The organism is Actinacidiphila sp. bgisy167 (genome assembly GCF_965342175.1).
GTDB lineage: Bacteria > Actinomycetota > Actinomycetes > Streptomycetales > Streptomycetaceae > Actinacidiphila.
Map to the genome: position 1 here is coordinate 24,694 of NZ_CBDRBL010000052.1, position 22,591 is coordinate 47,284.

General features: G+C 68.9%; 22 protein-coding genes. 7 read left to right on the plus strand and 15 right to left on the minus strand.

Features of this window, described 5'->3' with window-relative positions:
* Positions 1-98: 98 nt before the first annotated feature.
* Together ACRWND_RS19890 and ACRWND_RS19895 are read left to right on the plus strand one after the other, a co-directional pair.
* Entirely contained in the window at positions 99-3,491 is a 3,393-nt protein-coding gene (locus tag ACRWND_RS19890; protein WP_431951205.1) for a HelD family protein, read from the plus strand.
* 459 nt (positions 3,492-3,950) lie between these two features.
* Complete coding sequence (locus ACRWND_RS19895) at positions 3,951-5,330, plus strand: hypothetical protein (RefSeq protein WP_431951207.1); 1,380 nt, start codon at positions 3,951-3,953, stop codon at positions 5,328-5,330.
* Positions 5,331-5,464: 134 nt separating this feature from the next.
* Here the strand turns inward: ACRWND_RS19895 and ACRWND_RS19900 are convergent, their stop codons facing one another.
* The 9 genes from ACRWND_RS19900 to ACRWND_RS19940 form a co-directional block, all read right to left on the minus strand.
* The gene (locus tag ACRWND_RS19900) at positions 5,465-5,908 is read right to left on the minus strand and encodes a hypothetical protein (RefSeq protein ID WP_431951209.1); all 444 of its coding nucleotides are present in this window, start codon (positions 5,906-5,908) and stop codon (positions 5,465-5,467) included.
* Between the two features lie 96 nt (positions 5,909-6,004).
* Positions 6,005-6,598 carry a histidine phosphatase family protein gene (locus ACRWND_RS19905; RefSeq protein ID WP_431951211.1) on the minus strand — a complete coding sequence of 198 codons (594 nt, stop codon included), beginning with the start codon at positions 6,596-6,598 and terminating at the stop codon, positions 6,005-6,007.
* Positions 6,591-7,352 (minus strand): SDR family NAD(P)-dependent oxidoreductase, encoded by a 762-nt coding sequence (locus ACRWND_RS19910; RefSeq protein WP_431951213.1) that lies wholly within the window; start codon positions 7,350-7,352, stop codon positions 6,591-6,593. The genes ACRWND_RS19905 and ACRWND_RS19910 overlap by 8 nt, the downstream gene beginning before the upstream one ends.
* Positions 7,337-8,473 carry a hypothetical protein gene (locus ACRWND_RS19915; RefSeq protein WP_431951215.1) on the minus strand — a complete coding sequence of 379 codons (1,137 nt, stop codon included), beginning with the start codon at positions 8,471-8,473 and terminating at the stop codon, positions 7,337-7,339. Before ACRWND_RS19915 ends, ACRWND_RS19910 begins: the two co-directional genes overlap by 16 nt.
* Positions 8,470-9,627 carry a glycosyltransferase family 9 protein gene (locus tag ACRWND_RS19920; RefSeq protein ID WP_431951217.1) on the minus strand — a complete coding sequence of 386 codons (1,158 nt, stop codon included), beginning with the start codon at positions 9,625-9,627 and terminating at the stop codon, positions 8,470-8,472. Before ACRWND_RS19920 ends, ACRWND_RS19915 begins: the two co-directional genes overlap by 4 nt.
* Positions 9,624-10,199 (minus strand): phosphoribosyltransferase, encoded by a 576-nt coding sequence (locus ACRWND_RS19925; protein ID WP_431951219.1) that lies wholly within the window; start codon positions 10,197-10,199, stop codon positions 9,624-9,626. The genes ACRWND_RS19920 and ACRWND_RS19925 overlap by 4 nt, the downstream gene beginning before the upstream one ends.
* A gap of 40 nt (positions 10,200-10,239) precedes the next feature.
* Positions 10,240-12,039, minus strand: a complete 1,800-nt coding sequence (locus tag ACRWND_RS19930) for a DUF4254 domain-containing protein (RefSeq protein WP_431951221.1) — start codon at positions 12,037-12,039, stop codon at positions 10,240-10,242.
* On the minus strand, positions 12,036-12,683 hold the full coding sequence (locus ACRWND_RS19935; RefSeq protein WP_431951222.1) for a hypothetical protein: 648 nt from the start codon (positions 12,681-12,683) through the stop codon (positions 12,036-12,038). The genes ACRWND_RS19930 and ACRWND_RS19935 overlap by 4 nt, the downstream gene beginning before the upstream one ends.
* 3 nt (positions 12,684-12,686) lie before the next feature.
* A complete protein-coding gene (locus ACRWND_RS19940; RefSeq protein ID WP_431951224.1) occupies positions 12,687-13,154 on the minus strand; it encodes an NUDIX hydrolase in 468 nt (155 codons plus the stop codon).
* A 275-nt stretch (positions 13,155-13,429) separates the two neighbouring features.
* Here ACRWND_RS19940 and ACRWND_RS19945 point away from each other — a divergent pair, with 275 nt between their 5' ends.
* From ACRWND_RS19945 to ACRWND_RS19965, 5 genes are all read left to right on the plus strand, one after another.
* A complete protein-coding gene (locus ACRWND_RS19945) occupies positions 13,430-14,503 on the plus strand; it encodes a helix-turn-helix domain-containing protein (RefSeq protein ID WP_431951246.1) in 1,074 nt (357 codons plus the stop codon).
* 26 nt (positions 14,504-14,529) lie between these two features.
* Positions 14,530-15,099: a cysteine hydrolase gene (locus ACRWND_RS19950; protein ID WP_431951226.1), complete on the plus strand. Its 570-nt coding sequence runs from the start codon at positions 14,530-14,532 to the stop codon at positions 15,097-15,099.
* A 4-nt stretch (positions 15,100-15,103) separates the two neighbouring features.
* Entirely contained in the window at positions 15,104-16,018 is a 915-nt protein-coding gene (locus ACRWND_RS19955) for an FAD-dependent oxidoreductase (RefSeq protein ID WP_431951228.1), read from the plus strand.
* Positions 16,019-16,057: 39 nt separating this feature from the next.
* A complete protein-coding gene (locus ACRWND_RS19960) occupies positions 16,058-16,465 on the plus strand; it encodes an NUDIX domain-containing protein (RefSeq protein ID WP_431951230.1) in 408 nt (135 codons plus the stop codon).
* 200 nt (positions 16,466-16,665) lie between these two features.
* Entirely contained in the window at positions 16,666-17,235 is a 570-nt protein-coding gene (locus tag ACRWND_RS19965) for a DUF4240 domain-containing protein (protein WP_431951232.1), read from the plus strand.
* Between the two features lie 84 nt (positions 17,236-17,319).
* Here ACRWND_RS19965 and ACRWND_RS19970 read toward each other — a convergent pair whose 3' ends face one another.
* From ACRWND_RS19970 to ACRWND_RS19995, 6 genes are all read right to left on the minus strand, one after another.
* The gene (locus ACRWND_RS19970; RefSeq protein ID WP_431951234.1) at positions 17,320-17,838 is read right to left on the minus strand and encodes an SMI1/KNR4 family protein; all 519 of its coding nucleotides are present in this window, start codon (positions 17,836-17,838) and stop codon (positions 17,320-17,322) included.
* Positions 17,839-18,000: 162 nt separating this feature from the next.
* Positions 18,001-18,354 carry a hypothetical protein gene (locus ACRWND_RS19975; RefSeq protein ID WP_431951236.1) on the minus strand — a complete coding sequence of 118 codons (354 nt, stop codon included), beginning with the start codon at positions 18,352-18,354 and terminating at the stop codon, positions 18,001-18,003.
* Positions 18,355-18,465: 111 nt separating this feature from the next.
* Complete coding sequence (locus ACRWND_RS19980; RefSeq protein ID WP_431951238.1) at positions 18,466-20,181, minus strand: mobilization protein; 1,716 nt, start codon at positions 20,179-20,181, stop codon at positions 18,466-18,468.
* The gene (locus ACRWND_RS19985) at positions 20,178-20,519 is read right to left on the minus strand and encodes a plasmid mobilization relaxosome protein MobC (protein WP_431951240.1); all 342 of its coding nucleotides are present in this window, start codon (positions 20,517-20,519) and stop codon (positions 20,178-20,180) included. Before ACRWND_RS19985 ends, ACRWND_RS19980 begins: the two co-directional genes overlap by 4 nt.
* A gap of 502 nt (positions 20,520-21,021) precedes the next feature.
* A complete protein-coding gene (locus ACRWND_RS19990) occupies positions 21,022-22,014 on the minus strand; it encodes a DUF2637 domain-containing protein (RefSeq protein ID WP_431951242.1) in 993 nt (330 codons plus the stop codon).
* Between the two features lie 185 nt (positions 22,015-22,199).
* Positions 22,200-22,591 (minus strand): DUF3631 domain-containing protein (locus ACRWND_RS19995; protein ID WP_431951244.1); only part of this gene is annotated, 392 nt, incomplete at its 5' end.

Here is a 22,591-nt window from a genome sequence, read left to right on the forward strand (position 1 = left end):
CGGCTTGTCACCAACTCGTCTCTGATAGTTCTTTCGCCGGGGAACGGGCATCTGCCCGGCGCAGCACCTCTCGGGGCGCTGCAAGGGAGGGGAAATACATGGGCACCGAAACGCGCGACGACATCACGCGCGACGAGATCATCGCCATCGAGCAGAAGGCAGTCGACCGCGCCTACGACTGCTATGACGAACGGCTTGCCGAGATGACCGGGGGGTCGGTTGGCTCAGCCTCCGCCAGCGGCAAGGACAGTGTCGCCAACCGGCTCGCGGCCGAGGAGCGGGCCGCGGAGTATGGCGGTCTCGGCAACGAATCGCTGGTCATCAGCCGCATCGATGTCCGGGAGGAGCCTGGTGGAGAGCCCGGGCCCTGGTACATCGGTCGCCGCGCCGTCTCCGATATCCGCACCCGCGACACCGTCGTCGTGCTGTGGACCAGCCCGCTCGCCAAAAAGTGGTTAGAGGCGCAGCCTGACGCACCGGGCGAGGTGCTTCTGCATCGACGACTGCGTTGCGCCGAGCGGGTCGTCAAGGACTACTTCGACGAGATTGCCGTGTCTGCCCCCGACCCGCGACGTGCTGCACACGACGTTGAACCGGTGGCCGGGCGCGCGCACGAGGCCGCCGCCGCACAGCGGCAGCGCCAGATACACCCGCCCGTCCTCACCCCCAATGACGTCGCCCGTCTCCACCGTCAAAAGCCGCAGCAACTCGATGACTTTCTCCTGCGCGAGCTCCAGCGCTCGCGGAGCGGCAGCATGCGGGACATCGTCGAGACCATCCGCCGTGACCAGATGGCTCTGGTCACCGGTTCCCCATCCGACATCCTCGTCGTTCAGGGAGGGCCGGGCACCGGCAAGTCCGCGGTCGGCCTGCACCGCGTGACCTGGCTCGTCAACAACGGGCACTTCAAGGCTCAGGAGATCCTCGTCGTCGGCCCCCACCAGCGCTTTCTGGACTACGTCAGCCACGTCCTGCCCACTCTCGGCACCCGAAACGTCAACGCCGTGCAGCTGACCCGACTCTGGGACGGCGAGATCCACGGCGACGACACGTCGCAGGCGCGGACGGTGAAGTCCGACGAACGCATGGCGGCCGTCCTGCGGCGACGCGTCGAAATGGAGTGCCGGCCGGAGGCCCTTGACGACTTCACCACCACCCCCTCCTACGAGGACGCCAAGCCGGAGTTCACCGTTACAGCCGGGAGCACGACCCTGCGCATCCCGCGCTCCGAGGTCCTCGAGATTCTCGAGGACGTACGCGAAGCCGACGGCTCCTACCGTGAGCGCCGCGACCGGTTCCGCAGCCTGCTCGTCGACCGCCTGCTGCAGGAACTCGTTGCCGTCGCCCCGCGCCGCAGCCGAGATGACACGATCCGCCGTGACCTGGGACGCAACCGCCAGGTCGAGCGCCTCATCGAACGTATATGGCCGTCGCCGGGTGCCAGGGAGGCCCTCCGCAGCCTCTACGATTCGCCAGGCATCCTTCGCACCTGCGCCGAGGGCATCCTCGACGACGAGGAGCAGGCTGCCCTGCACCGCTCCCGGGCCGACAGGGCCGACGACGATCCCTGGACCCTCGACGACCACGTCTGCCTCGAAGAACTGCGGTATCTCATCACCGGGGAGACCCCGCAGCGCTACGGGCACATCGTCGTCGACGAGGCACAGGACCTGGCACCCATGCAGGCCCGCTCGCTGCGCCGACGCTCTGCGGCGAACGGCTCCATGACTGTTCTCGGCGACCTCGCCCAGGCCACCGGCCCCCACACCTACACCGATTGGGACCGTCTCGGGACCATCCTGTCCGACCACGGCGACTGGAGGGTCGCAGAGCTGAACACCAGCTACCGCGTGCCGGCGGAGATCATGGAGTTCGTCGCGCCCCTGGCGCGCACGGTCGCTCCCGCGCTGCCCTACCCCCAGGCCATACGCATGGCGGGCGAGGACGCCGTCCGGACGATGCCGATCGAGCCGTGGAAACTCCTGGACGAGACCGTCACTCACGTCACCCGCCTCGTCGGCACCAATGACGGGCACACGCTTCGGTCCGTCGCCGTCATCGTCCCGGACGATTCCGGCTGGCTCGACGAGATCAGCCGCCACCTGGATCAGGCCGACGGCATCACGGGCCAGGAGCGTGCGGCGGTGTCCGTCTTGGCCGCAGCCCAGGCCAAGGGCATGGAGTACGACCACGTCCTCGTTGTCGAACCGGCCACCATCGCCGACCGCGGCCCGGCCGGCCTGCGCCAGCTCTACGTCGCCCTCACCCGCAGCACCCAGAGTCTGACGGTCCTGCACACTTCGCCACTCCCGGAGGCCCTCACGAACACCGACGGCACCCCCGGAGAGGTGGCCGCCATAACCCATCGGAACGTGGCAGACGGCGACATCCCGGAGATCGGCACCGACATGCGGGTCCGGGTGACCGGCCCGGGGCCCGGTGGCCGCTACAGGGTCAAGGCGCTGTCACCCGCCTTCGACGGACCCTTGTTCCTGACAGTGCGGCACGGCTCGGTTGCCCCGCGGCCTGGCGATGAACTGGACTGCTGGGTGTTCGCCCACGAGACGAACCACTGTCTGCTCACAGCGGACCAGCGCGGCCGTCAGCCCATCTCGCCGAGGATGGCCGAACGCTACGTGGCGGCGCTCGACATTCTCGCTGAGCTGACCGGCGGCGGCACCGCTCCGGAGGACGCCCGCGATCGTCTGTCCGAGCTCAAGGGCATGGCCAACCGCGTTCTGCGTCGCGACCAGGCGGACTGGGTGGACGTGCGGCGTGTCCTCGGATCTCCGGACAGGCACCAGCTGAGCCTTCTGCGCGACCTCGCGACGAATACCAACCGCGCGCTCAAGGACAACGGCTTGGACGAGAGCCGAATCCAGGACGATCTGGCCCGTTCCGGCTGGTCCCAGTCTCTGGCCGCGGCCCGGGAGACCCTCCAGCGCCGCCTGGCTGCCGCGCTCGAACCGGGAACCGAGAATGCACCCGCCTCCGCTGTTCAGCAGCCCCATCAGAAGGAAGCCGAGCCCGTGACCTCCGTCGAAGACATGCCAGCCACGCAGGCAGCAACAGCGAAGGGTCTCATGGACGCGCTGGAGACCGCGGCGTCCACCGACCGCACGTGCAAGAAGCACGAGGCCGTGCGCCACGCACTGAAATCAACCCTGCTGTGGGCCGACCTGCAGCCGACAGACTCTCCGGTCATCGACGTCAGCCGCGTCGCGGAAGACGGCCACTTCCTCTACGAGGTCCTCGGGGCCGGCCGCTCCACCCACGCTGATCTGCGCGCGGGAGCCGCCCGGCTCCTGGAGATCAACCACACCCTGTCCACCCCTGCCGACCGCCTCCACCTGGTTCTCTGCGAACCGCCCGCCAAGGACTGGTCGGCCGACACCTTGCGTGACGCCTTCGGCGTTCACGTCCTGTGGCGTACCCGGGACAGCTGGGGCGGCCAGGACGTGGAAACCGCCTTGGGATCCGATCGGCCATAGTCCCGGCCAGACCGCTTGTCCCGTGGAACAGGTGGGTGCTCGGCGCGTTTTGGGGTCGTGGGTTTCCTGACCAGTGGCGGAGCGTTCAGGGCCACCGGGTGCGGACGGTGCTGAGAGCAGCACCGCTGGATGCCCCTGCGGCGTGAGATCGGCGAGCTGTTCCCGTTGGCTCGCTCTGCCTTCGTTTCTGAGGTGGAAGGCATCCCACTGTTCCACAGCCGCTGTGAGCTGCCTTGCTGTCAGGCTGGCTTCGGGTTGTCTTGAACACCTCTTGCCGCTATAGCAGATGGTGTTGACTGCCTGTCTGGCCTGATCAGGCCGCGTGAGAATGAGCGGGAGGAAGCAGTGGATCAAGCAGGGGGCAGAGAGGGTTCCTTCCCGAAGTCATCCCAGGTCAGAAACGAGCTCTCCGGGCAGGTGACTGGGCCGTCCATCCAGGCAGGAGCGATCCATGGCGACGTGAACATCACAATGGCGGGCCCGCCTTCGGAGGCCGAGGCTACCGACGAGGACCTCGCTGAGGAGCTGCGCAGGTCTTCACAGATCTGGCGAGCCCGGTTCTCCAGCGTCGACTTGGTCAACCTGCCGCGGGTGGCGATGCTCGCGCAGAGCAACGCGGTGGCAGCTGCCGCGAGGAGAGCCGGACTCGACGGCACGAGGCCATTTGGCGGGCAGGGGATGGCGCCCGGGGAGTTCGTCCGGATCGTTCGCCCCTTGTTCGAGACATGGGATGCGGAGGCGGTGACGCTCCGCGAGGACACCGCAGAGAAGGCGCATCGTGGCCTTCTGGTCTCCTTCGAAAGCGCTATGCGTTGCAACAATCCCCCCGAGGTGCCGTTGAAGGAACCGACCGGAATCTTGGCCCAGGATCCCCATCTGGTCTTTTCTATCGGGACAAAGAAGGTGGTCATCACCTTCGACCCGCGTTGGCTGACAACGTCGACGGCGACTACAACGCTCCATGATTCTGCTCGGGAGCCCCTGGTTTTCTCGGGTATCGGAACTGTGGCGTCGGTGTCGGAACGAGGGAAGATTCGAATCTCGGCACTTATTTTCGGGCAGCCGGAAACCCTGGCTCAGGCTCAGTTTGAGTATGCAAAGAAATCTTCCATTTCGGCTCCGCCCGGTTTGACGTGGGCGGACTTCCGTAACGAGCTGTCAAGTTCGGAGTTATCGCACTTTCGTGGGGATCAATCGCAGGAAAGGGGAACCGTGAGCCGCAAGAGTATCGCTCTGCTATTTGATGAGGATAAGGTGCTGCCCGAGCAGATCGACCGAGTCGTGCTGACCCAGCTCTCACGGGTTGTTCCCGAATATCGACGGGATCTGGGTGTGGCCATCGCGAGTCTGTTCTTCAATGGTGGCGGTGTTTCGGCTGCTGACCTCGCTGCTCATTTCCTTGCTCGGGAACCCGCGCTCTGGAAGTCCCTCACGGTGCCTGGGCTTACTACCCTGATCGAGGACTGCAATCTCGCCGTCTCTACCGTTTCTGGGCTTAGTGAGGAGCAGGCGGTGGACCTGCATGAGACGATGCGAGAAGAAGCTCCCAGTTACCTCGGATGCGTTGAGGTAGACAGGAACTTGCCCTTGCATAAGCGGCTTCTTCCGGCACGCGGTGACTATCATGTCGTCGGCGCCGAATTGCGCCTGGTCTACAGCGCGGCAAGGCGTGCTCTCGACGAGGCTAATGGTGAGAACCTGGAAGTGCCGTTGGATAAATGGCGGGAGAGAGGGTTGTTTCGCAGCGTTGAATGGGAAGAAGACCTGGAACAGTCTGCGGCCGAGGAAAGAGAGGCGTCGATGTTTATCGAGGCCTGGCTGAATGCGCAGTCTGAATGATTCCCCTGGGCCTCCGCCGTTATCTGTCCGGGAAGTCGAGCGTGTAATCGCTGCCGCCGTGGCAGCCCCGCGGCGGGCATCAGCCGACTCGACCCGAGCCTGCGATGCGCCGCTTTCGAGCTTGGGCGAGCCCCCTATCGATCAGTCCCTGTCGCAGGAGACCATGGTGTGTTTATGTTGAAGGTGAGGCTTGAGAAGTCCCGGCCTTGGAGCACTGGGCCATTCTGCGTGCCGCCGCTGATGCAGTTGTGCACGTCGCCGACCGAGGAGTTGGCCTGTGCCCGCTGCCACCACTCATCGAGCATGATGCGGAACTCTCCATCCAGCGCGGCTCGCACGCCGAGGGCGCTGGCCAGTGCCTGCGCGCGCATCGGGTCGGCAGGGTCTCCCTCGAGCGCGGCGACTTCCAGTTCGCCGGAGCTGACCTGCGGCGTCCCGTCGTCTTGTGTCCCCTGGGTCGCGGCTCGCCCGAATGGGCGCCGCACCAGCGTGGTAAGTCCTTGCCACGCCTGCCGTCCGGCTTCGCCGCCAAGACCGCCGGCCAGCGCGGCGAGGGCCGCTGCGGTGATCGGATCCATACCGCAGACGTATATCACCAGCCACTGACAATAGGTGAGCTTTCTCAAGTCCCGCTTGCACGGCCGCAACAAGCGGAGCAGGCCGGTCGCACGACATCAGTGATCACCTGATGTCGGGACAACGCGGACGGACCGGAGAGGGGTGAATAGGCGACGCTCGGCGAACTGCCAAGGGGTTCTTGCCGCGGTGGCGAAGGCGGCGGGGCCTTCTGGGAGGTGCGTGAGGACGCCGAGGAGCAGGGTGTGGGAGACGGCCAGGAGGAGGCCGTGGCGCCCGGCGGTGTGGTGGAGGAAGGCGGCGCAGTGGCGGGCGCGGGTGTGGAGCTCGGTGAGGCTCTCGCCGTCCTCGCAGCGTAGGGAGGGGTTGGCGAGGCGCCGGGCGCGCCAGGCGCGGTAGGCCGGCGGATAGGTCTCGGCCGTGCGGCCGAGGACGATGCTCGGGGCGCGCCATTCGGCAAGGAGGCCGGAAGTGGCCACGATCGGCAAGCCCGTGAGGTGCGAGACGAGGGTGGCTGTCTGACGGGCACGGGGGACCGGACTGGTGACGATCGCGGTGATCCCCTCGGGGAGGGGGAGGGAGCGGCGTACCTGATCGCGGCCCTCCTCCGTGAGAGTGGCCTCGTGTGGGGCGTGGTAACCGGGGCGGTGGCCTTCGTAGGCACCGTGACGCATGAGCCAGATGTCAGCCAAGGATCCAGCCTCCGTCGACGCGCAGGGTCTGTCCGGTGATGAAGCCGGCGTCGTCGGTGGCGAGGAAGGCGACGGCCGCGGCGACGTCGTCCGGGCGGCCCCGGCGTTGGACGCACTGGCGGGCGAGCTGCCGGGCGGTCATGGCCTCGGGGTCGTCGACGACGGTGTCCTCGGCGGGGACGCGGATGGAGCCGGGGGCGACGCAGTTCGAGGTGACGCCTGCGTGGCCGAGTTCGCGGGCGAGGGCGCGAGTGAGTCCTTCGAGGCCGGCCTTGGCGCTGACGTAGCCGGCGAGGTCATGGCGTCCCGCCGTGGCGAGGACGGAGCCGATCGTGATGATCCGGCCCCAGCCGGCGGCCGTAATGGAGGGGGTGAGCTCGTGGGCGAGGAGGTAGTGGCTGGTCAGGTTGGTGGCCAGTGCGTCGTCCCAGTGGGCCTGTGTCGTCTCCATCCACGGCTGGCGGGGGTAGGCGCCGGCGTTGCTGACCAGGATGTCGATCGGGCCGAGCCGGTCGTGGGCAAGGTGGGAGAGGGTACGTACGGCCTCGGCCTCGCGGACGTCGGCTGCCAGGGGGATGGCGGTGCCGCCGCTGTCGGTGATGCGGGTGGCGAGGTCGGCTGCGGCCTGGTCGTCGTGGAGGTGAGCGAGGGCGACGGTGGCGCCGTCGGCAGCGAGACGGCGGGCGATGGCCGAGCCGAGGCCGCCAGTGGCTCCGGTGACCAAGGCGGTGCGGCCGTTCAGGGGGCCGGGCATGGCGACTCCAGCGGGCAGAAGTAGGTGGCGGGGTCGAAGGCTGGGCTCATGGCCTCGGCGAGACGGGCGAGGAGGACAAGCCGGTCCTCGGGTGCCAGGTCGCACAGGTTGTAGACGCCGAGGATGCGCATGGCCAGGTACGGGCGGAGCAGGTTCGCCAGATCCCCGCGGGGCCAGAGGCGGTCGGCGACCGGTCGTACGAGCTGATTCCAGTACGCGGCCACGGCGGCTCGCCGGGGAGCCGAGAGGCGCGGGGTGTAGTCGATGTGGACGGTGCCGGTGGTGTGGTCGACGGCCGCTTGTCCGATCTCGGGGGTGTTGGCCGGGACGTGGTCGAAGGCGGCGGGGTGGTCGGAGAACGCGGCCGGGTTGTACGTGGGCACGAGCCAGCCACCGAGGGCGGAGGCGTACCAGAGGAAGTTCGCGAACTCGCCGGGGATGCTGTTCATCCCGGCGGTGTCGTAGTCGAACCAGGCGAGCGGGTGGGCGAGATTGACGTCGGTGGGGTCGCCCTGGGTGAGGGCCGCCCAGACCGGCTCGCTCGTGGCGAAGTGGGCGCGCAGCCAGCGGAGGGTGGCAGCCCAGTCGAGGCTGTGTCTGCGGCCGTTGATGTTCAGGGTGTAGGTGTTGAGGCGGGAGACCGGAATGTTGACGATGCCGTCGGCGATCAGGAAGTCCCTGCCGGCGTAGTACGTGTTGAGTCGGCCGCCGGGTGCTGCGCGGTTCCAGTACAGCTTGCGGACGACGTGCGCCGGATCGGTCGGCCATGCCGTCGCGAGGATGACCTCTCGGTACGCGGCCGTGAGTTGGTCCATGTAGGTGTGGAGGTCGCCGCTCGGCTCGTCCGCGTTGAGAAGGTCGAGCAGGAGGCCCTGGTCGGTGCCGCCGGGGAGACGTTCGTACGCCAGGAGGTGCCCGCCCGGCACGCGCAGGTGGGCATGGAGGGAGGGGACGCGGTAGTGCCGGGCCAGGCGGGCGTGGCCGCGGATTTCCTCGCGGGCCTCGGCCGGGTCGCGGGTGTACTTCAGGAGCAGCGGGCGGCCGAGGAGGTCGACGGGGCAGAGCAGGTTGCGGGTGAAGCGCCGTACCGGACCGAACCGAAGGAGAGGCCGGATGCTCATGGCCTTCCCCCGTCGAGGAGTTCCAGGCCGATCTGGGCCAGCGCTGTGGGCGGGAAGGCGTCCATGTGCACGTCCGTGTCCGGGGCGATGGAGTCGCGGACGGGGCAGAGGTCGCCCTGGTGCATGCGGTCGGACAGGTCGGTGGCGACGGCGTGGTGGTGCGGCAGGCCGGTGCGCCACTTGCTGTGGCTGTGGCGCGCGTACAGACCGATGACCGGCGGGCCGCTGTACTCCCCGCCTCGCGCCATCGCGGCGAGGTGGGTGAGACCGGTGTCGTTGCCCACGATGAGGTGGCAGTGCGGGAAGAGGTCGGCGAGGTGGTCGGCCGGCATCCCGTCAAGGCGGAGGATCTGCACATGGCGTCGAGGGGCCTCTGCGGTGATGCGGAGGCCGTCGCCTGGGTTGCCGCCGATGAGCAGCAGCCGGGCCTGGGTCTGCTGGCTCTCGGCGATGTGCTCGGCGAGCTCGACGTAGCGCTGGGTCGTGTAGTCCTTGCGCTCCGGCCAACTGGTGGCGGTAATGGCCCCGATGGTCAGGCCGCCCAGCCAGCCCACCGAGCGCAGTTCCTCCACGAGGTTGTTCGGGCTGGTCGCGAGGATCGGAGCGAAGGGTGCGGTGCCGGGCAGACGGATGCCCAGGCGGCGCTCCAGGGCCAGGTAGTGGCGGGCCGGCAGGTCCGAGTGGGCGCGGCCGTCGGTCGACCAGCACGGTGGGGCAGCCGGGTCCAGCACCAGGCGCACCGCCGCTTCCGAGCCGTAGGACTCGATTCCCGTCCGGTCTCCGATCACTGCACGCCATCCGCTGGGGGTGGCGGCCTCGGGCGTCGTGATGAGCCCGGCACGGGCGATCAGTCCCGCGTACGGACCTACCGCCCGAACGGTCACGCGAACCGACCGCAGCCGTAGCCAGTCGAGGACCGCGCGGACCCCGGACAGCGCGAGGAGGGAGTCGCCGAGCTTCCCGTCGAAGGCCACCACGATCTCGCCACACCCGCTCAGGCGGTGGACGAGCTCGGTGGAAGGGGTAAGCGGGAGTGGCGCGCCGATGGGAGCGCTGCCCCGGTCGTACCCGAGCGGGGTGGTGTGGACGGCCCCGGCGGGGATGACCGGGGAACCGTGGTGAAACCGGATCCCCGCCGGGGCGACCGCGGTCATGCCGTGCCTTCGATCGTGGTGAGCGAGACCAGGGGCAGACCGAGGTCGGTGAGCAGGTCGCGGGCTCCTCGGGTGGTGTCCTCCACCAGGCAGGCCGCCGCCAGCGGGACGGCGCCGGCCTCGCGGAGGCGCCGGGTGAGGTTGGCCAAGGTCCGGCCTGTGGTGATCTCGTCGTCCACGATGACGATCCGCTGGCCGGAAGCGATGCCGTACGCGAAGACGTCGGTGCGCATCGCGTGGGGCTCGCTGAAGCGGACCGCTCCGTCGAGCGGGAGGTGCAGTTTCCAGGCGATCTTGTACGGGAGGTGGGCGGCGCCGGCGAGGGAGACGGTCGGCAGGATGCCGCCGGCGTCCAGGCCGAGGAGGAAGTCCACGGAGGCGATTTCGCCCGTCACCTGCTCTTGGAGCAGACGCCACAGGTCAGCTCCGGTGTTGGCGAGGGTGTCGGGGTGGACCGGGTCCTCCAGGCCGTCGAGGGAGTGGATGACGCGTTCGCGGCGGCTTGTGGCTCCGACGCTGAGGCGCTCGACGATCCGGGCGGAGAAGGACGGCATGGTGATGGTTTCAGGCATGGCGAAGCTCCTGTCGGATGGAGAAGGAGGGGGACGCCGTTCAGGCGGCGAGCTGGGCGGCGTACCAGGTGAGGAACTGGTCGACAGCCGTGGTGACGGGCTTGAGGCCGCGGTCGGTGTCGCCGTTGCGCCAGGCGCTGGAGATCTCGGCCAGGGAGGGCGCCGAGAGGTTGGGCAGGCCCGGCATGCGGGAGGCTGCGGTGAGGATCCGGTCGGGGCCGGACTCCCACTGGTTGTGCTCGCGGAGGAGGAGGCGGCAGGCGAGTACGAGGTGTTTGTAGAGCTGCCGCAGGGTGGCCGGCCTGGCGTCGGCGCGTAGGCGGCGCATGGTCAGGATGACCTGGGGGAGTTCGCGGACGGCGGCGAGCGCGAGCTCTTCTCTGCTGATCGACGGTAGTTCGAGGTCGGGTGCGGCGTGCAGGACGGGGCTGCCCTGCTGGAGCTGGTGGAGGGCGAACGCCAGGCGTGGGGTGAGGCGCCGGGCGGTCAGTTCGCCGGGGGTGACGAGGGTGGGGCCGAGGGATGCCGCACCGCCCAGGGCGGTCCGGTACTGCTCCAGGGCCTCGTGGACCCGGCTGATGGCCTCGTGTTCGGCGATCACCAGAAGGTCCAGGTCGGACCATCCGGCGATCCAACTGCCCTCGCCGGGGCTGCCGGTCAGGGCGGCGAGCTGTACGCCGGGGCCGTATGCCCGTACTGCGTCGGTGAAGTCGGCCGTCGCCGAGGCGATGGCGGCCGGCAGGCCGAGCCCGTAGGGGGTGGCCACGCGCAGTGCCGTGGCGGCGGGTGGGGCTGCGATGCGGCGGAGGCGGGCGCGGAGGGCGGCGATGCTGCCGGTGTTGTCGATGACGTGGTCGGCGAGCGCGGCGACCTTGTGGGCGCCGCGGCTCATCTTGATCTCGTCCTTCGCGGCGACGGTCTGGGCCGGTGTCCCGGATCGCTCGACGCGTACGGCGAAGGAGGCGTCCAGATAGACGATCTGGAGCGTGTCGCCCATGAGTTGCTTGAGTTCGGCGATCGAGGCGTTGTCGTGGACGGACTCGATGGTGAACAGCCAGGTGTCGACGTGGGCATCCGCGAAACGGTTCAACTCGCCGAGCAGTAGCTCGGCCTGGCGCCGGGCCGACAACGAGTACGGGTCCGCGAGGCCCTCCCGGTGGGCGGCCTGCCGCAGGAGGAAGCCGATCTTGAGGCGCTGGGCACCGCACGTGCGCTGGACGAATCCGGCGCTGGTGCTCTTGCCGCACTCGCTTAGCCCGCCGAAGGCGAGGACTCGGCGTAGGTGCCGACTCGGCTTGATCTCCGCGGGGGCGGCGTTGTCCCTGCCGTACAACTTGAAGCGGGCCGGTACGGGAAGCCGGCGGCGGCCGGCGACGACGTCGGATACCAGCGCGTCGAGGGCGGCGCGCAGTTCCTCTCGCTGGCCGTGGAGGGCGGGGACGCGTCGGCGGGCCAGCTCGTCCCGGGCTGCCGCCCGTTCGCTGTGCCAGATTCGCAGCGTCAGCACCGAAAGACGGTCGATGACGGAGGCGAGCGTCTCTGTGTGCAGCGGCGCATCGGCGCGACCTGCGTCCGTCAGCGAGCCGAGGACCTCGTCGGCCCGCTCGGCGAGGGCGTTGCGTTCGGCGTTGAGTTGGTCGATCTCGCGTTTGCAGTCGGCGACCTGGGCGGCGGAGAGTAAGGCGCCGCGCACCCGGTCCTCGGTGTCCCACAGACGTCCGTTGACGGTGTGGAGCCGGGTGACGGCGTCGTCCAGGCGGTGCCGGTCCTTGTCCTGAAGAGCGGCGATGGCGCGGGACAGGCCGGGCGGCAGAACCAGGGGTGGGGAGTTCTGGGTCATCGGGGACTCCCGTCGGTGGGTTGGCTGAGGTCGAGGTGAGCGATTACGTCGGCATGGACGTCGTCCAGAGAGCGGTTCTCGCAGTCGACGATCGCGGTGTACGAGCCGTGGTCGGCCTGGTGGAGGAGGACCGCGTGCAGCGTCTTCTGGTAGGCCGGGTAGATCCCGGTCCAGGGGCGGCCCTCGCGGACGCTGGTGATGGCGTAGCTGCGCTCGGCGTCGAGGGACGGGAGTAGGAGGATCGAGTTCTCTGGTGCGGTGGCTCGCGCACCGGCGATGCCCGTCACGGTCTTGAACGCCTCGCCGACCGTCAGTCCGTCCTTGACCACGCAGGTCGCGGCGGCCACGGCGAGGAGCATGGGCAGCCCCCGGTCGAGCAGGCCCGTGCGTCCGGCGTCGCGGGCGGCGGCGCGCTTGGCGTGGCCGACGAGCAGCATCTCGGTCAGTTCGACGGTCGTGGACGTCTCGAACCACCACTGGGCGTAGTTGCCGGCGGCCACCCGCGTCCACGGCTCGGGGTCGTGCTCGTGGACCGCGCCCAGCGGCTGGAAGTCGTCCCAGCGCTCGGCCAGCCGCACGAGGTGGGTCGTCTTCCCCACGTTGTCAGGGCCGTTGAGGCTGACGAAGTCCGGTGCCCGCACCATCGCTCACGCCTCGCGGATAGGGGTGTCGAGGACGGAGATGATCGCGTCCGTGTTCGCGGCGATGAACTCGGCGAGATCCGGCGGCATCAGGTTCAGTTCGCGGACCGCCTCGCCGGTGAACGGGATGCGTACCACCTCGTACCTGCCCCGCTCCGGCTTGGAAAACTCCGAACCCGTGCGCGCGGCCAGGTCCATCGACTCCAGGCGCGCGGCGAAGATGTGCTGGACACCGACGCCGCCATCCAGCTCGTCAGTGATCAGGTGGACGAGCTCGGCGCGCTCCAGCTTGCCGCCCAGCTCCTCGAACACCTCCCGGTGCAGGGCCGCCTCGATGGTGGCGTCGGCCTCCTCGATCCCGCCGCCGACGGTCACCCAGTACGGCTCCCTGCCCGGCTTGGTGCGCTTGATGAGGACGAGCTCGTCGCCGTCGAGGAGGATTGCGCGGGCGTTGCGCTTGACGATGTCCGTCATGCTGTCTGCTCCTTCTGATGGTGGTACAGGGGAGAACAAGCGGAGGGCTGCCTCGTCGCGGTAGACGCCTCCCGGCTCGGTTGAACTCAGCATGGTGCAGATTGGTGACGGGGTGTGACGTACACGTGCTGCAGCAATGCCGCACCACTGCTGAAGGAGGCTGACTACGCTGGCCGTTTCGGCGTTCCACCGGGTGACGAACAGGGGGTAGGACGGTGGTCACGGTGCAGCGATGGTCCGGCCGGGAAGCCCGGCTGTTACGCGACGCCCTGCGCATGAGCCTGCGGGACTTCGCCGCCTACCTGGGCGTGAGCGATCGGACTGTGTCGAACTGGGAGGGCGGCGGGGCGAGTTACCAGCCCCGCGGTGAGTCCCAGGCCGTCCTCGATACGGCGCTGGGCCGCGCGTCGGACGATGTGAAAGCCCGCTTCACGGCAGCCCTGGGAACGAGCGGCACTGCTCCACCCGTCACAGGCCGGATCGGCGTCGACTCCCACAAGTTCCTGCCGGTCTTCATCGGCGCCGAGCGCGCCGACCGGCTGCGCGCCCACATGACGGTGAGCGTGGGCGACCAATGGCTGGAGTCCTCCTCGGCCCGCGTGAACCACCCCGAAGCGCGGGACTGTGTCCTGCACGTCTTCGCGTGCGGAGCCGCTGTCTTCCACCTCGTCCAACCTCGCGAGCCTCCCGCGCTCACCGACCTCGCCGTCTGGCGCTACCGTTCGTACGCCTCCGACCTGCCCTGGGCACGGAACAAGCTCCGCGACCTCCTGGATGAAGACCACGACCGCGTCCCCAACCCCGAGTACGTCCTCTCCCTGTACTGGCTCACCTCTGCACCTTGGGCCGGAGACGCTTACGACACCGCCCTGCGCCTGCTGTCCACGCCCTCGGTCCTGGTCGACCGCGGTGCTCCGGGCGGGCCCACGCCGCTGGACGGCACGGTCGAGGCATCGCTCCTCGCCACCGGCTTCGACCACCCGGACATCGTGTCCTTCGGCGTACGGGGAGTTTCCACCGGTTACGCCGGCTGGTCCGGCGTCGCCTACGCCTCCCACTCCCGAGAGCGCGGCCTCACCGTCGACGAGTTGGTCGCCTGCGAGTTGACCGTCCAGGCCCTGTGGTGCTTCACCCGCCAGGTCCAGCAGATGATCGAGGATGGCCAGGACCCCTCCATGCCCGAGCAGTATGGCTGGCGCTTCCTGCGTGCCGCCTCCTCCCGGCTCACCACCGCCCGCGCCCAGGAGACCGCGCAGCACGTCCTGATGCGGGAGGCCATCATGAAGACCAGTGGACTGGCCGAAAGGCTGCGCGCCGCACAGGACGCTCTGCGCGAGAGCGTCGGCTGAAGCACACGGGGCAGGGGAGACAGCGGATGGACATCGGCAGTGCCGCGCTGGTCGTGATCGACATGCAGAACGGCTTCGTGAACCACCACAGCCGCCACGCGGTGCTCGCGGTCTCCGACCTGGTCGCCCAGTGGTCCGCCGCCGGGCGCCCTGTGCTCTTCACCCGGTACTTCAACTATCCGGACAGCCCCTACGAGCGCTTCTTCCAGTGGAGCCGAGTTCAGGAACCGCCCGAGACGGACATCGTTCCTGAGCTCGCGGAAGCAGCCCTCCGCGCACACGCGGTCGTCGACAAGACCGGCTATACGCTCCTCACCCCGGAGGCTGGCGAACTGATCCGCCGAGCAGGCTGGACCGACCTCGTCTTCTGCGGGATCGCCACCGAGAGCTGCGTCCTGAAGTCCGCTGCCGACGCCTTTGAGCACGGCTACGCTCCGTGGATCGTCGCCGACGCCTGCGCCAGCGACGCAGGCCCCGACGTCCACGACGCCGGCCTCCTCGTCGCCCGCCGCTTGATCGGGACCGGCCAACTCGTCACCAGCAACCACGTGATGAGTCAACTCACTGCGTACGCAGGGACTCCGGTGCTGGAATAGCCCCATGGCCGACACGCTGTACGACACCGACCTGATCATCATCGGTGGCGGCCCGGCAGGCTGCGCCGCCGCTCGCATGGCCGCCAGCGTCGGCATGCGCTCGATCCTGATCGAGCCGGATCGGCTGTGCCGCAACCTCTACCGGATCCCGGCCCTGAACAACGTCCTCGGCGGCTACACCACCGGCCCCGAGCTCGCCGACTCCATCGTCGCGGAACTGAAGAGCACGGAGCTGTGCCGCCTCGAACTCGGGCGGCACGTCACCGAACTCCGCGCCGACGAGGCTCGCGTGACCGTCACAGTCGACACCGGCGCCCGTCTCACCGCTCCGTACGCCATCGTCGCCACCGGTGTCGGCCCCCTCCAGCCCCGCGACGTCACCTGGATCACCGCTCCCAGCGGCCTGACGCTGCCCCCGCTCTGGCAGGCCGAGGCCGATGACACTGAGGGCCGCGCCCTCCTCGTCCTTGGCGGCGACCGCCCGATCGGCACGTTCCTGCGGGCCAACCCGACCACCGACACCCGCCTGCTCGTGGCGTATCCGGCGGCCGACGAGTACAAGATCGACGAGATCCGTGAGGACTCACGCGTCACACTTCTCCCCGTCGAGCACCTGACGCTGGGGCCCGCAGCGGGCACCGCGGTGGCAGCGGAAGCGATGGGCCAGGGCGGCACCGGGCAGACGATCACGGCGGATGCTGCCTACCTCAGCATCGGCAACGCCCCGACCGCCCCATCCGGCGACCTGACCCGCGGCGCGGACGGATACTGCCCGCCCACCGACCAGCACCCCCGCGTCATCGTGGCCGGCGACCTCCGCTCCGCCCGCTTCCAACGGATCATGACTGCCCTGGGTTCTGGCAGCGAGGCCGCGCTGCAGGCTTACTACGCGGCCAGGGAGCTGCTCGCTGACGGCTGAGGCATAGGGGGAGGCGACAGTGCTCGGAAGGGAACCTCTTTGACCACCAGTCGGGGCAAGGCGGCGGTCGCTGCAGCCGTTGTCGTTCAGGAGGGGCGGGTTCTTCTTGTACGGCGGCGTGTGGCGGAAGGCGCACTCTCGTGGCAGTTCCCGGCCGGGAAGATCGAATCGGAGGAGACCCCGGGAGAAGCCGCAGCACGTGAGACCGAGGAAGAGACCGGACTCCTCGTGACCCCGCAGAGAGCGCTGGGACAACGGGTGCACCCCATGACAGGTAGGGAGATCCACTACGTCGCATGCCGTCCCGTCGGTGGCGAGGCGATCATCGCGAGTGAGGGCGAAGTAGCCAGCCTGACCTGGGCCGCGTACAGCGAGATTCCGCAGTACGTGCCGTACGGGCTGTTTGGTCCGGTGCAGGATTACCTCGACGAGACTCTGCTTGGCTGAACCCTGCAGGGCCGACGTTTCTTGAGGTTTAAGGGGCGTGCTGCTGGTGCATCAGGTTTCACCGCTGCCGTCACACTCACCGCAGTAGACGTCTGGCTTCCGTCGCTGGGGGGCGCGAGAGAAGCGGGGGACGTAAACCGGTCGGGCGGAGAGGAGAACTCGCACAGGCGGTGTCGTACCGAGATGGCAGAGTGCCAGCCATGGACATCGACCGGTTCTGGCAGTTCATCGAATCCGCGCGTTCTTCCGCGACCATCGTCGGCAGGCCCCTCGACGAGGTGCTGGTGGGGCTGCTCGCCGAACGCTCACCTCAGGAAGTCCTGGAGTATGCGGAGCGGTTCGACGAGGTACATGACGGGCTGTACCGGTGGGACGTCTGGGCTGCTGCGTACCTCATCGGCGGGGGGTGCTCCGACGACAGCTTCATCGACTTCCGGGCCGGGGTGATCGCCCTGGGCCGCGAGTGGTACGAGCGGGTCGCCGCCGAGCCGGACAGCATTGCCGAGCACCCTGCCGTGGTGGAAGCGATACAGGATCACCGCGACGAGACCTTGTTTTACGAGGAGATGAACTACGTGGGCGGCGGCGCCTTCGAGCTCCTCACCGGAGACTCGGACGCTTTCTACAAAGCCTGGGCCGAGTACAAGCCCGCCGATGAACACGTCGGCACGGAAGCCGACATGGGCGAGGACTTCGACTTCGACGACGCCGGGGAGATGCACCGACGGCTTCCCCGCCTCGCACGGCTGTCTCTCGGGCCGAATGCCTAGTGCCGCATCAGGCAACGTTGGCCCGGCTGTGACGTCTCAATCGGTGCTGTGCCACCGATGGGCTATGCCTTCCACGGTCAGACGTCAGTCGGGTACGTCTTCGCTGTCGAAGTCGCTGGTGGAGGTGAGACCTTCGACGAAGGAGCGGAAGTCCGGTGCGAGGGCCAGCTCTTCATTGCGGTCGGCGTCGAACCAGGTTACCGATGGTTCCCCGTGTCGGCCGGATGCCCGGTAGTCGAGTGCAATCCAGTAGTGCCCGCCGCCTGAGATAAGCACGGCAGGCGCGGGCAGTCCCCATTCCTTGATCAGGTACGGACTGTCCAGCAGAGAGAGTGTGCGTTCGTCTTTGCCGATGCCCATCAAGTGGTCGAACGGGATGTGATCGGCACTCCAGGAAGTCGGCTGGTTTGTCGGGAAAGCGTCCCGGTCGGCTGCGGACTCGCCCCCGTTCTGACCGCGCAGCAGGGCAAGGAGCGAGCTGGGGAGCGTGACACCGAGCAATCGCTCGGCTTTGTGCACGGTCTCACCAGTCAGCGGCTGGTGCACTACGTAGCTGCTGCCGGGCTTCCAGAAGGCGCCCTGCACATCCTCAAAGCGTGCCATGGCCGAAATCGTAGGAGCCCCGCATCGCGCTGCGCCGCCCGGCCCGAGCTCGGTCGCAGGTAGAGGGGCGGGCCGACCGGAGGACGGGGTACGGCCGGTGGTCGGGAGCGCTCTCGACCACCGGCCGTCAGATTCCCCCTCTGGTTGGTGCCTTTTGTGCGATCAATCCTTCGTGTCGAGACCCGCGACGGCGATGCTCTCCAACCGGCCGTACTCCAGCATGTCCTCGTGGGTCATGAAGGGGATGAGGACCTTGCGGTTCGGAATGACGTACTTGAACAGCAGTTCGGCCAGCTTCACTATGGCTTCGTGTGCCTCGGCTTCGGCGTTGGGGTTGTTGATGTGGGCGCCGGCGGCCTGGAGTTCTTCGATGGTTGCGCCACGGGCCATGGCCTGCTCTTCCTCGGTGAAGAGGCGCCCATCGAGATGTCGGAAGACCAGGGAATCCTTCGGGCCCTTGAAGTCCATGTCGAAAAGCAGGGCCATGACGTGGGGGCGGGGGGTGGCATCGGGCATGGAGGTTCTCCTTGAGAGGGACGAGACGAATACCGATGCGTCTATGGTCTGGAGAACCGCCGGTTGGGCTAACCGGCGATTGTCGGCTATGTTCCCGCCTCGTTTCGCGGCTCAGCGTCGGCGCGGGGACATGTTCGCGGGGTTGGTTCCGATGTGGGCGGAGTGCCCTGGTGCGGGGACGGCGTGGGCGCTGCCGGCTCGCCGGCCCTGGGAGTTCCGGGGTTCGGCGGGGAGGTCGGCCATCCGCCGCAGCCGCCACACGAGTACGTCGCTCGCCCGTTCCGCTGTGTCCAGTTCCTGTCGGGCGGCTGCCCGGGCGAGCAGGGCGGTGGGATCGTGTCCGGTGATTCGGGCTTCATGGAGAGTGGCTGCGAGGGCGGGCCAGCCGGGTTCGGTGAGGATGCGGTCGGCCAGTTTGGGCAGGACTTGGCGGACAGTGGTGGCGTGGTGGTGTCGCCAGGAGGGGGCCAGGAAGCTGCTCTGCTGGTGGAGCAGGGCCATGGGGCGGCTGGCGGCGGCCGGGTAGGCGGCACGGAGGTGCGCGGCGGCCCGGTGCGCGGCTTCAGCCTGCTGGGCGTGTTGTTTCTTGGCGTGCCAGTGGGCGGCGGCGGTGATCAGGAAGAACAGCATGTCGATGGCCATCGCTGCGGTGGCGCCGTCCTCGCCTCGGCCAAGGGCCGGGCCGCTGTGGATGAGGTCGCGGGCGGCTTGGCGCAGGGCGTGGTCGTGACCCCGTGAGGCATGTACGTGAGAGCGGGAGGCTCGTTCGAACGCGGTGGCTGCGGCCTGGAGTTCGTTGCGGGTGTGGGCGGCGGAGGTCTGGGCGAGGGCGTCGAGGACCTCTCCGGTGGCGGCGATCTGCGCGGCGATGACGCCCTCGTCGCCCTGGTCGATCATGAGCAGCGCCTGCCAGGCGGCTCCGGCGGCTCGTCGGCGTGCGGACGCGGGCCCGGTCGATGGCAGGGCCGGCTGCTGGGTGGCGTCGTCCGCGTTCTGGGCCCAGCGTTCACGGATGCGCGGCAGGGAGAGGTCCGGGGCGAGTTTGGAGCCGGAGTAGAAGACCGGCTCGCCCTTGCCGTTGCGGTCTCCAGGCAGGGCGACGGTGTAGCCGAGAGTGTCGCCCGACGGTGCGATACGGCGCCGAACAAGCAGGCCGGCTGCGGCGAGGCGGTCGAAGAACTCCTCCTCGCCCGCCGTGCCTGCCGCTGAGCGACGGACCTCTTCCCGTAGTTCCTCGCGCGAGGTGCGCTGCCGGCCGAAGCGCTCGGCCTTGTGACGCTCGGCGCTGGTGGGCCGCTTGGCGGCGGTACCGTCCCCGGGGGTGATTTGGCGCAGGCCGTAGTCCGCTTCGATGAGGCGGGCCTCAGCCTGGGCGCGGCGGGCCTCGTTGTGCAGGCGGGGCCGTCGGCCGTCGTCGCGGACGAGGGTGGCGATGATGTGGATGTGGTCGTCGGCGTGGCGTACGGCAGCCCAGCGGCAGGCGGTGTCGTCGCCGTCGGGGGCGATGCCGGTGGCGGCGACCATGCGGCGGGCGATGGCTGCCCAGTCGTCGTCGGACAGGATCGGGTCATCGGGGCTGGCGCGTATGGACAGGTGCCACACGTGTTTCTCGGGGCGTCGGCCGGCGGGCAGGGCGTTGACGGGCTGGTCGAGTAGCCGCTGCAACTGCCCGTAGGTGGCTCGCGGATCGCGGCCGGGGTCGGGGGTGAGCGGGTCGAAGGCGGCGACCAGGTGCGGGTCGGTGTGCTCCTCGTGGGTGCCGGGGCCGTACAGGTAGCGGATCAGGCCGACGGTTCCGCTGCCGCGCTTGTGGATGCGGGGGATCACGCCGGGGCACCGCCGTTCCGGTGGGCGAGCAGGGCATCGGTGGCGTCTTCCATCCGGCGGGCCGCGCTCAGGACGGCTCCTGCGGTGGCGTCGAGGTGGGGGGCGTCGGCGCCGGAGTTGAGGGCTTTGGCGACCTGGTTGAACAGGCCGTGGATTCGGCCCAGGTGCCGACGGGCGGCGAACAGCTCGCCGATGACCTCCCGTTCGGTGGCGATCTCGGCGGCGGTGCGGGTCAGGTCGCGGGCGGCCTTGTCGACGGCGTAGGCGAGGAACGCGGCGTTGGTCATCTGACACTGAGCTGCTGCGTCGGTGAAGCGCTTGTACTCGGCGTCGTTCATGCGGCAGCTGGGCTGGTGCAGGCGCTTGCGGGGCTTCGGCTGACGGGCGCGCTGACGCCGCTGCGCAAAGGTCCCGTCCTGCCGTCCCCCTCCAGGCTGCGGTCCGCCCTCGGTCGCAGTCTGCCGGTCCGACGCCTCCTGGCGCCGGGACGCTCCCGCCACCCCCGGGGCGGGAACTCCGGGAGCATTGCTCCCGGGACAACTTGCTCCGCCGTTGTCGTGCCTGCTCTCAACCTCTCCTCCGCGCTGGGAGGTTACCGGGGCGGTGACGGTGTGCTTACTGTCCTGCTGCTGCGTGTCGAGTGCTCCGGTGGCGTGGTCGCGTTCTGTGCGGAAGTGGTTGCGCATAGGGGGCTCCGTTCGCGGTCGGTGGTGGTGGGGATGGTCGTCGGGATCGGCGGTTTGGCGTGACCCCGCTTCTGGGATAGGCGGCGGCGCGGCTGCTGGGCTGTCGGCAGCCGCGCCGACCGCTGGAGAGAAGGGGCCGTGCTGTCCGGATGGGTTAGGTCCGGTCGGTGGGAGAGCAGTGTTTGAGGTGTTCGCCGGTCTGGGCGGCGCGGCGGACGAGTGTGATGGCGTCGGTCAGGCGAGTGGTTGCGGCGCCGAGTCCGGATTCGGTCACGGCATTGCGGGCGGAGTCACGGGTGATCGCTTGGGGGTCCGGGTGGGCGGCGGCGATCACTTCGGCCAGCTCTTCCAGCGTTGCCATGGGCGGGCGTCCACCCTGCCCCCCGCCCCGCGGTACGGAACCCTTGCCCGGTCCCTGAGCTGCGTCGTCAGGCTCGCCCACGGGCTCGTTCCGTACGGATGCGGTGGGCGTCAGGACTCGCAGACCGCTGTCCGGATCGGTACTTGAGGACTCCTGGGCGTCCGGTGCGGGTGCGGGTGCGCTTGGTATGGCCTCGGCCTTGCGGGGCTGGGGGAGATCGTTCCGGTCAAGCTGCCCGATCTCCTGGTACGGAACGTCTGTCGGGGTTCCGTCGGGCGACTGCTGCCGGTACGGAACCGGTCCGGTGGCTGGGTGTGCAGGGATTCGGGCGGGTGTGGTCCTTGCGGACCGGGTGACCAGGATGTGGAGGTGGGTGGCTCCGGCCAGGGCGAGTGGGGCGATGGCGGACAGGACGGCGACGGTGGTGTCGCCGAGGTGGAGTCCCGTGCCGGTCGTCTGCTGGTTGAGGCGGATGGCGTGTAGCGCATTGGCCCAGACGCTGGTGGCGGTGGCGGCGCCTACCAGTGCCCATACGTACAGGCGTGCAGGCAACGGGGCGGTCCGCAGGAGGACGAGGGCGCCGACGCCGATGGCTATGAACCCGTCGATGACGAGGGGGAACGTGTAGGTCAAGAGGTTACGGACATGGATCGCGGCGGCCATCTGGCGCAGCGCGTCGTAGGAGAGAGCGAAGCCGACGGTGCCGAGCAGCGCGATACCGATGCGGATCGCGGCGCTTGCCCGTGCGGGAGTGCGGTGGGCGGTGTCGGTGGTGGTTGAAGGCATGTTGGTGCTCCAGGGAGGGGGCGCGGGTGACGCGGCCCCGGGTCGGGGAGACTCGTCGCGACCCGTCGCATACCTGGTCAGTACAGGTACGGGTGCGGCGGTGATGTCGAGTCGACTCGTTGCCGGTCTTCGACCCGTCCCCTTGCTGACCTGCGCGGAGACGAGTCGCGACGAGTTGTGTCGGGTCAGGCGCCGGTCGGGGGTTCCGGCGTGGGCTCGGGGCAGTAGCGCGCCCAGGAGTCGGTGAACTGCAGGCGGGTGAAGCCCTTGGCCTGGATGTCGCCGTGGAAGCGGCGGTTGGCTGAGCTGATGCCGTACTCCCTGAGCAGGAGTTGCAGTCCGCGAGGGGTGAGGCCGTTTTTGGTGTACTCCGGCCAGGGCGTCTCGTCGTCCTTGTTGAGGATGTCGAGGAGGCGACCGGTGCGGATCACCGGCGGGTTGCCTTCGGTCGCGAAGGCGCGCCGGATGTCGACCAGGAGGCGAATGCCCAGGCCGCTGCTGTCCTGGTCCTGCTGGGCCTCGTGGCTCGTCATGGCCAGGCACGCGGCCCGTGCGAGCTCGGGCCATCGGCCGTCTG

Coding starts and splice junctions, on each gene's coding strand:
- ACRWND_RS19890 (WP_431951205.1), top strand. CDS start 99: ATGGGCACCGAAACGCGCGACGACATCACGCGCGACGAGATCATCGCC.
- ACRWND_RS19970 (WP_431951234.1), bottom strand. CDS start 17,838: ATGGCACGCTTTGAGGATGTGCAGGGCGCCTTCTGGAAGCCCGGCAGC.
- ACRWND_RS19900 (WP_431951209.1), bottom strand. CDS start 5,908: ATGGATCCGATCACCGCAGCGGCCCTCGCCGCGCTGGCCGGCGGTCTT.
- ACRWND_RS19920 (WP_431951217.1), bottom strand. CDS start 9,627: ATGACCGCGGTCGCCCCGGCGGGGATCCGGTTTCACCACGGTTCCCCG.
- ACRWND_RS19975 (WP_431951236.1), bottom strand. CDS start 18,354: ATGCCCGATGCCACCCCCCGCCCCCACGTCATGGCCCTGCTTTTCGAC.
- ACRWND_RS19945 (WP_431951246.1), top strand. CDS start 13,430: ATGAGCCTGCGGGACTTCGCCGCCTACCTGGGCGTGAGCGATCGGACT.
- ACRWND_RS19985 (WP_431951240.1), bottom strand. CDS start 20,519: ATGAACGACGCCGAGTACAAGCGCTTCACCGACGCAGCAGCTCAGTGT.
- ACRWND_RS19915 (WP_431951215.1), bottom strand. CDS start 8,473: ATGAGCATCCGGCCTCTCCTTCGGTTCGGTCCGGTACGGCGCTTCACC.
- ACRWND_RS19935 (WP_431951222.1), bottom strand. CDS start 12,683: ATGGTGCGGGCACCGGACTTCGTCAGCCTCAACGGCCCTGACAACGTG.
- ACRWND_RS19925 (WP_431951219.1), bottom strand. CDS start 10,199: ATGCCTGAAACCATCACCATGCCGTCCTTCTCCGCCCGGATCGTCGAG.
- ACRWND_RS19950 (WP_431951226.1), top strand. CDS start 14,530: ATGGACATCGGCAGTGCCGCGCTGGTCGTGATCGACATGCAGAACGGC.
- ACRWND_RS19965 (WP_431951232.1), top strand. CDS start 16,666: ATGGACATCGACCGGTTCTGGCAGTTCATCGAATCCGCGCGTTCTTCC.
- ACRWND_RS19940 (WP_431951224.1), bottom strand. CDS start 13,154: ATGACGGACATCGTCAAGCGCAACGCCCGCGCAATCCTCCTCGACGGC.
- ACRWND_RS19930 (WP_431951221.1), bottom strand. CDS start 12,039: ATGACCCAGAACTCCCCACCCCTGGTTCTGCCGCCCGGCCTGTCCCGC.
- ACRWND_RS19910 (WP_431951213.1), bottom strand. CDS start 7,352: ATGCCCGGCCCCCTGAACGGCCGCACCGCCTTGGTCACCGGAGCCACT.
- ACRWND_RS19990 (WP_431951242.1), bottom strand. CDS start 22,014: ATGCCTTCAACCACCACCGACACCGCCCACCGCACTCCCGCACGGGCA.
- ACRWND_RS19955 (WP_431951228.1), top strand. CDS start 15,104: ATGGCCGACACGCTGTACGACACCGACCTGATCATCATCGGTGGCGGC.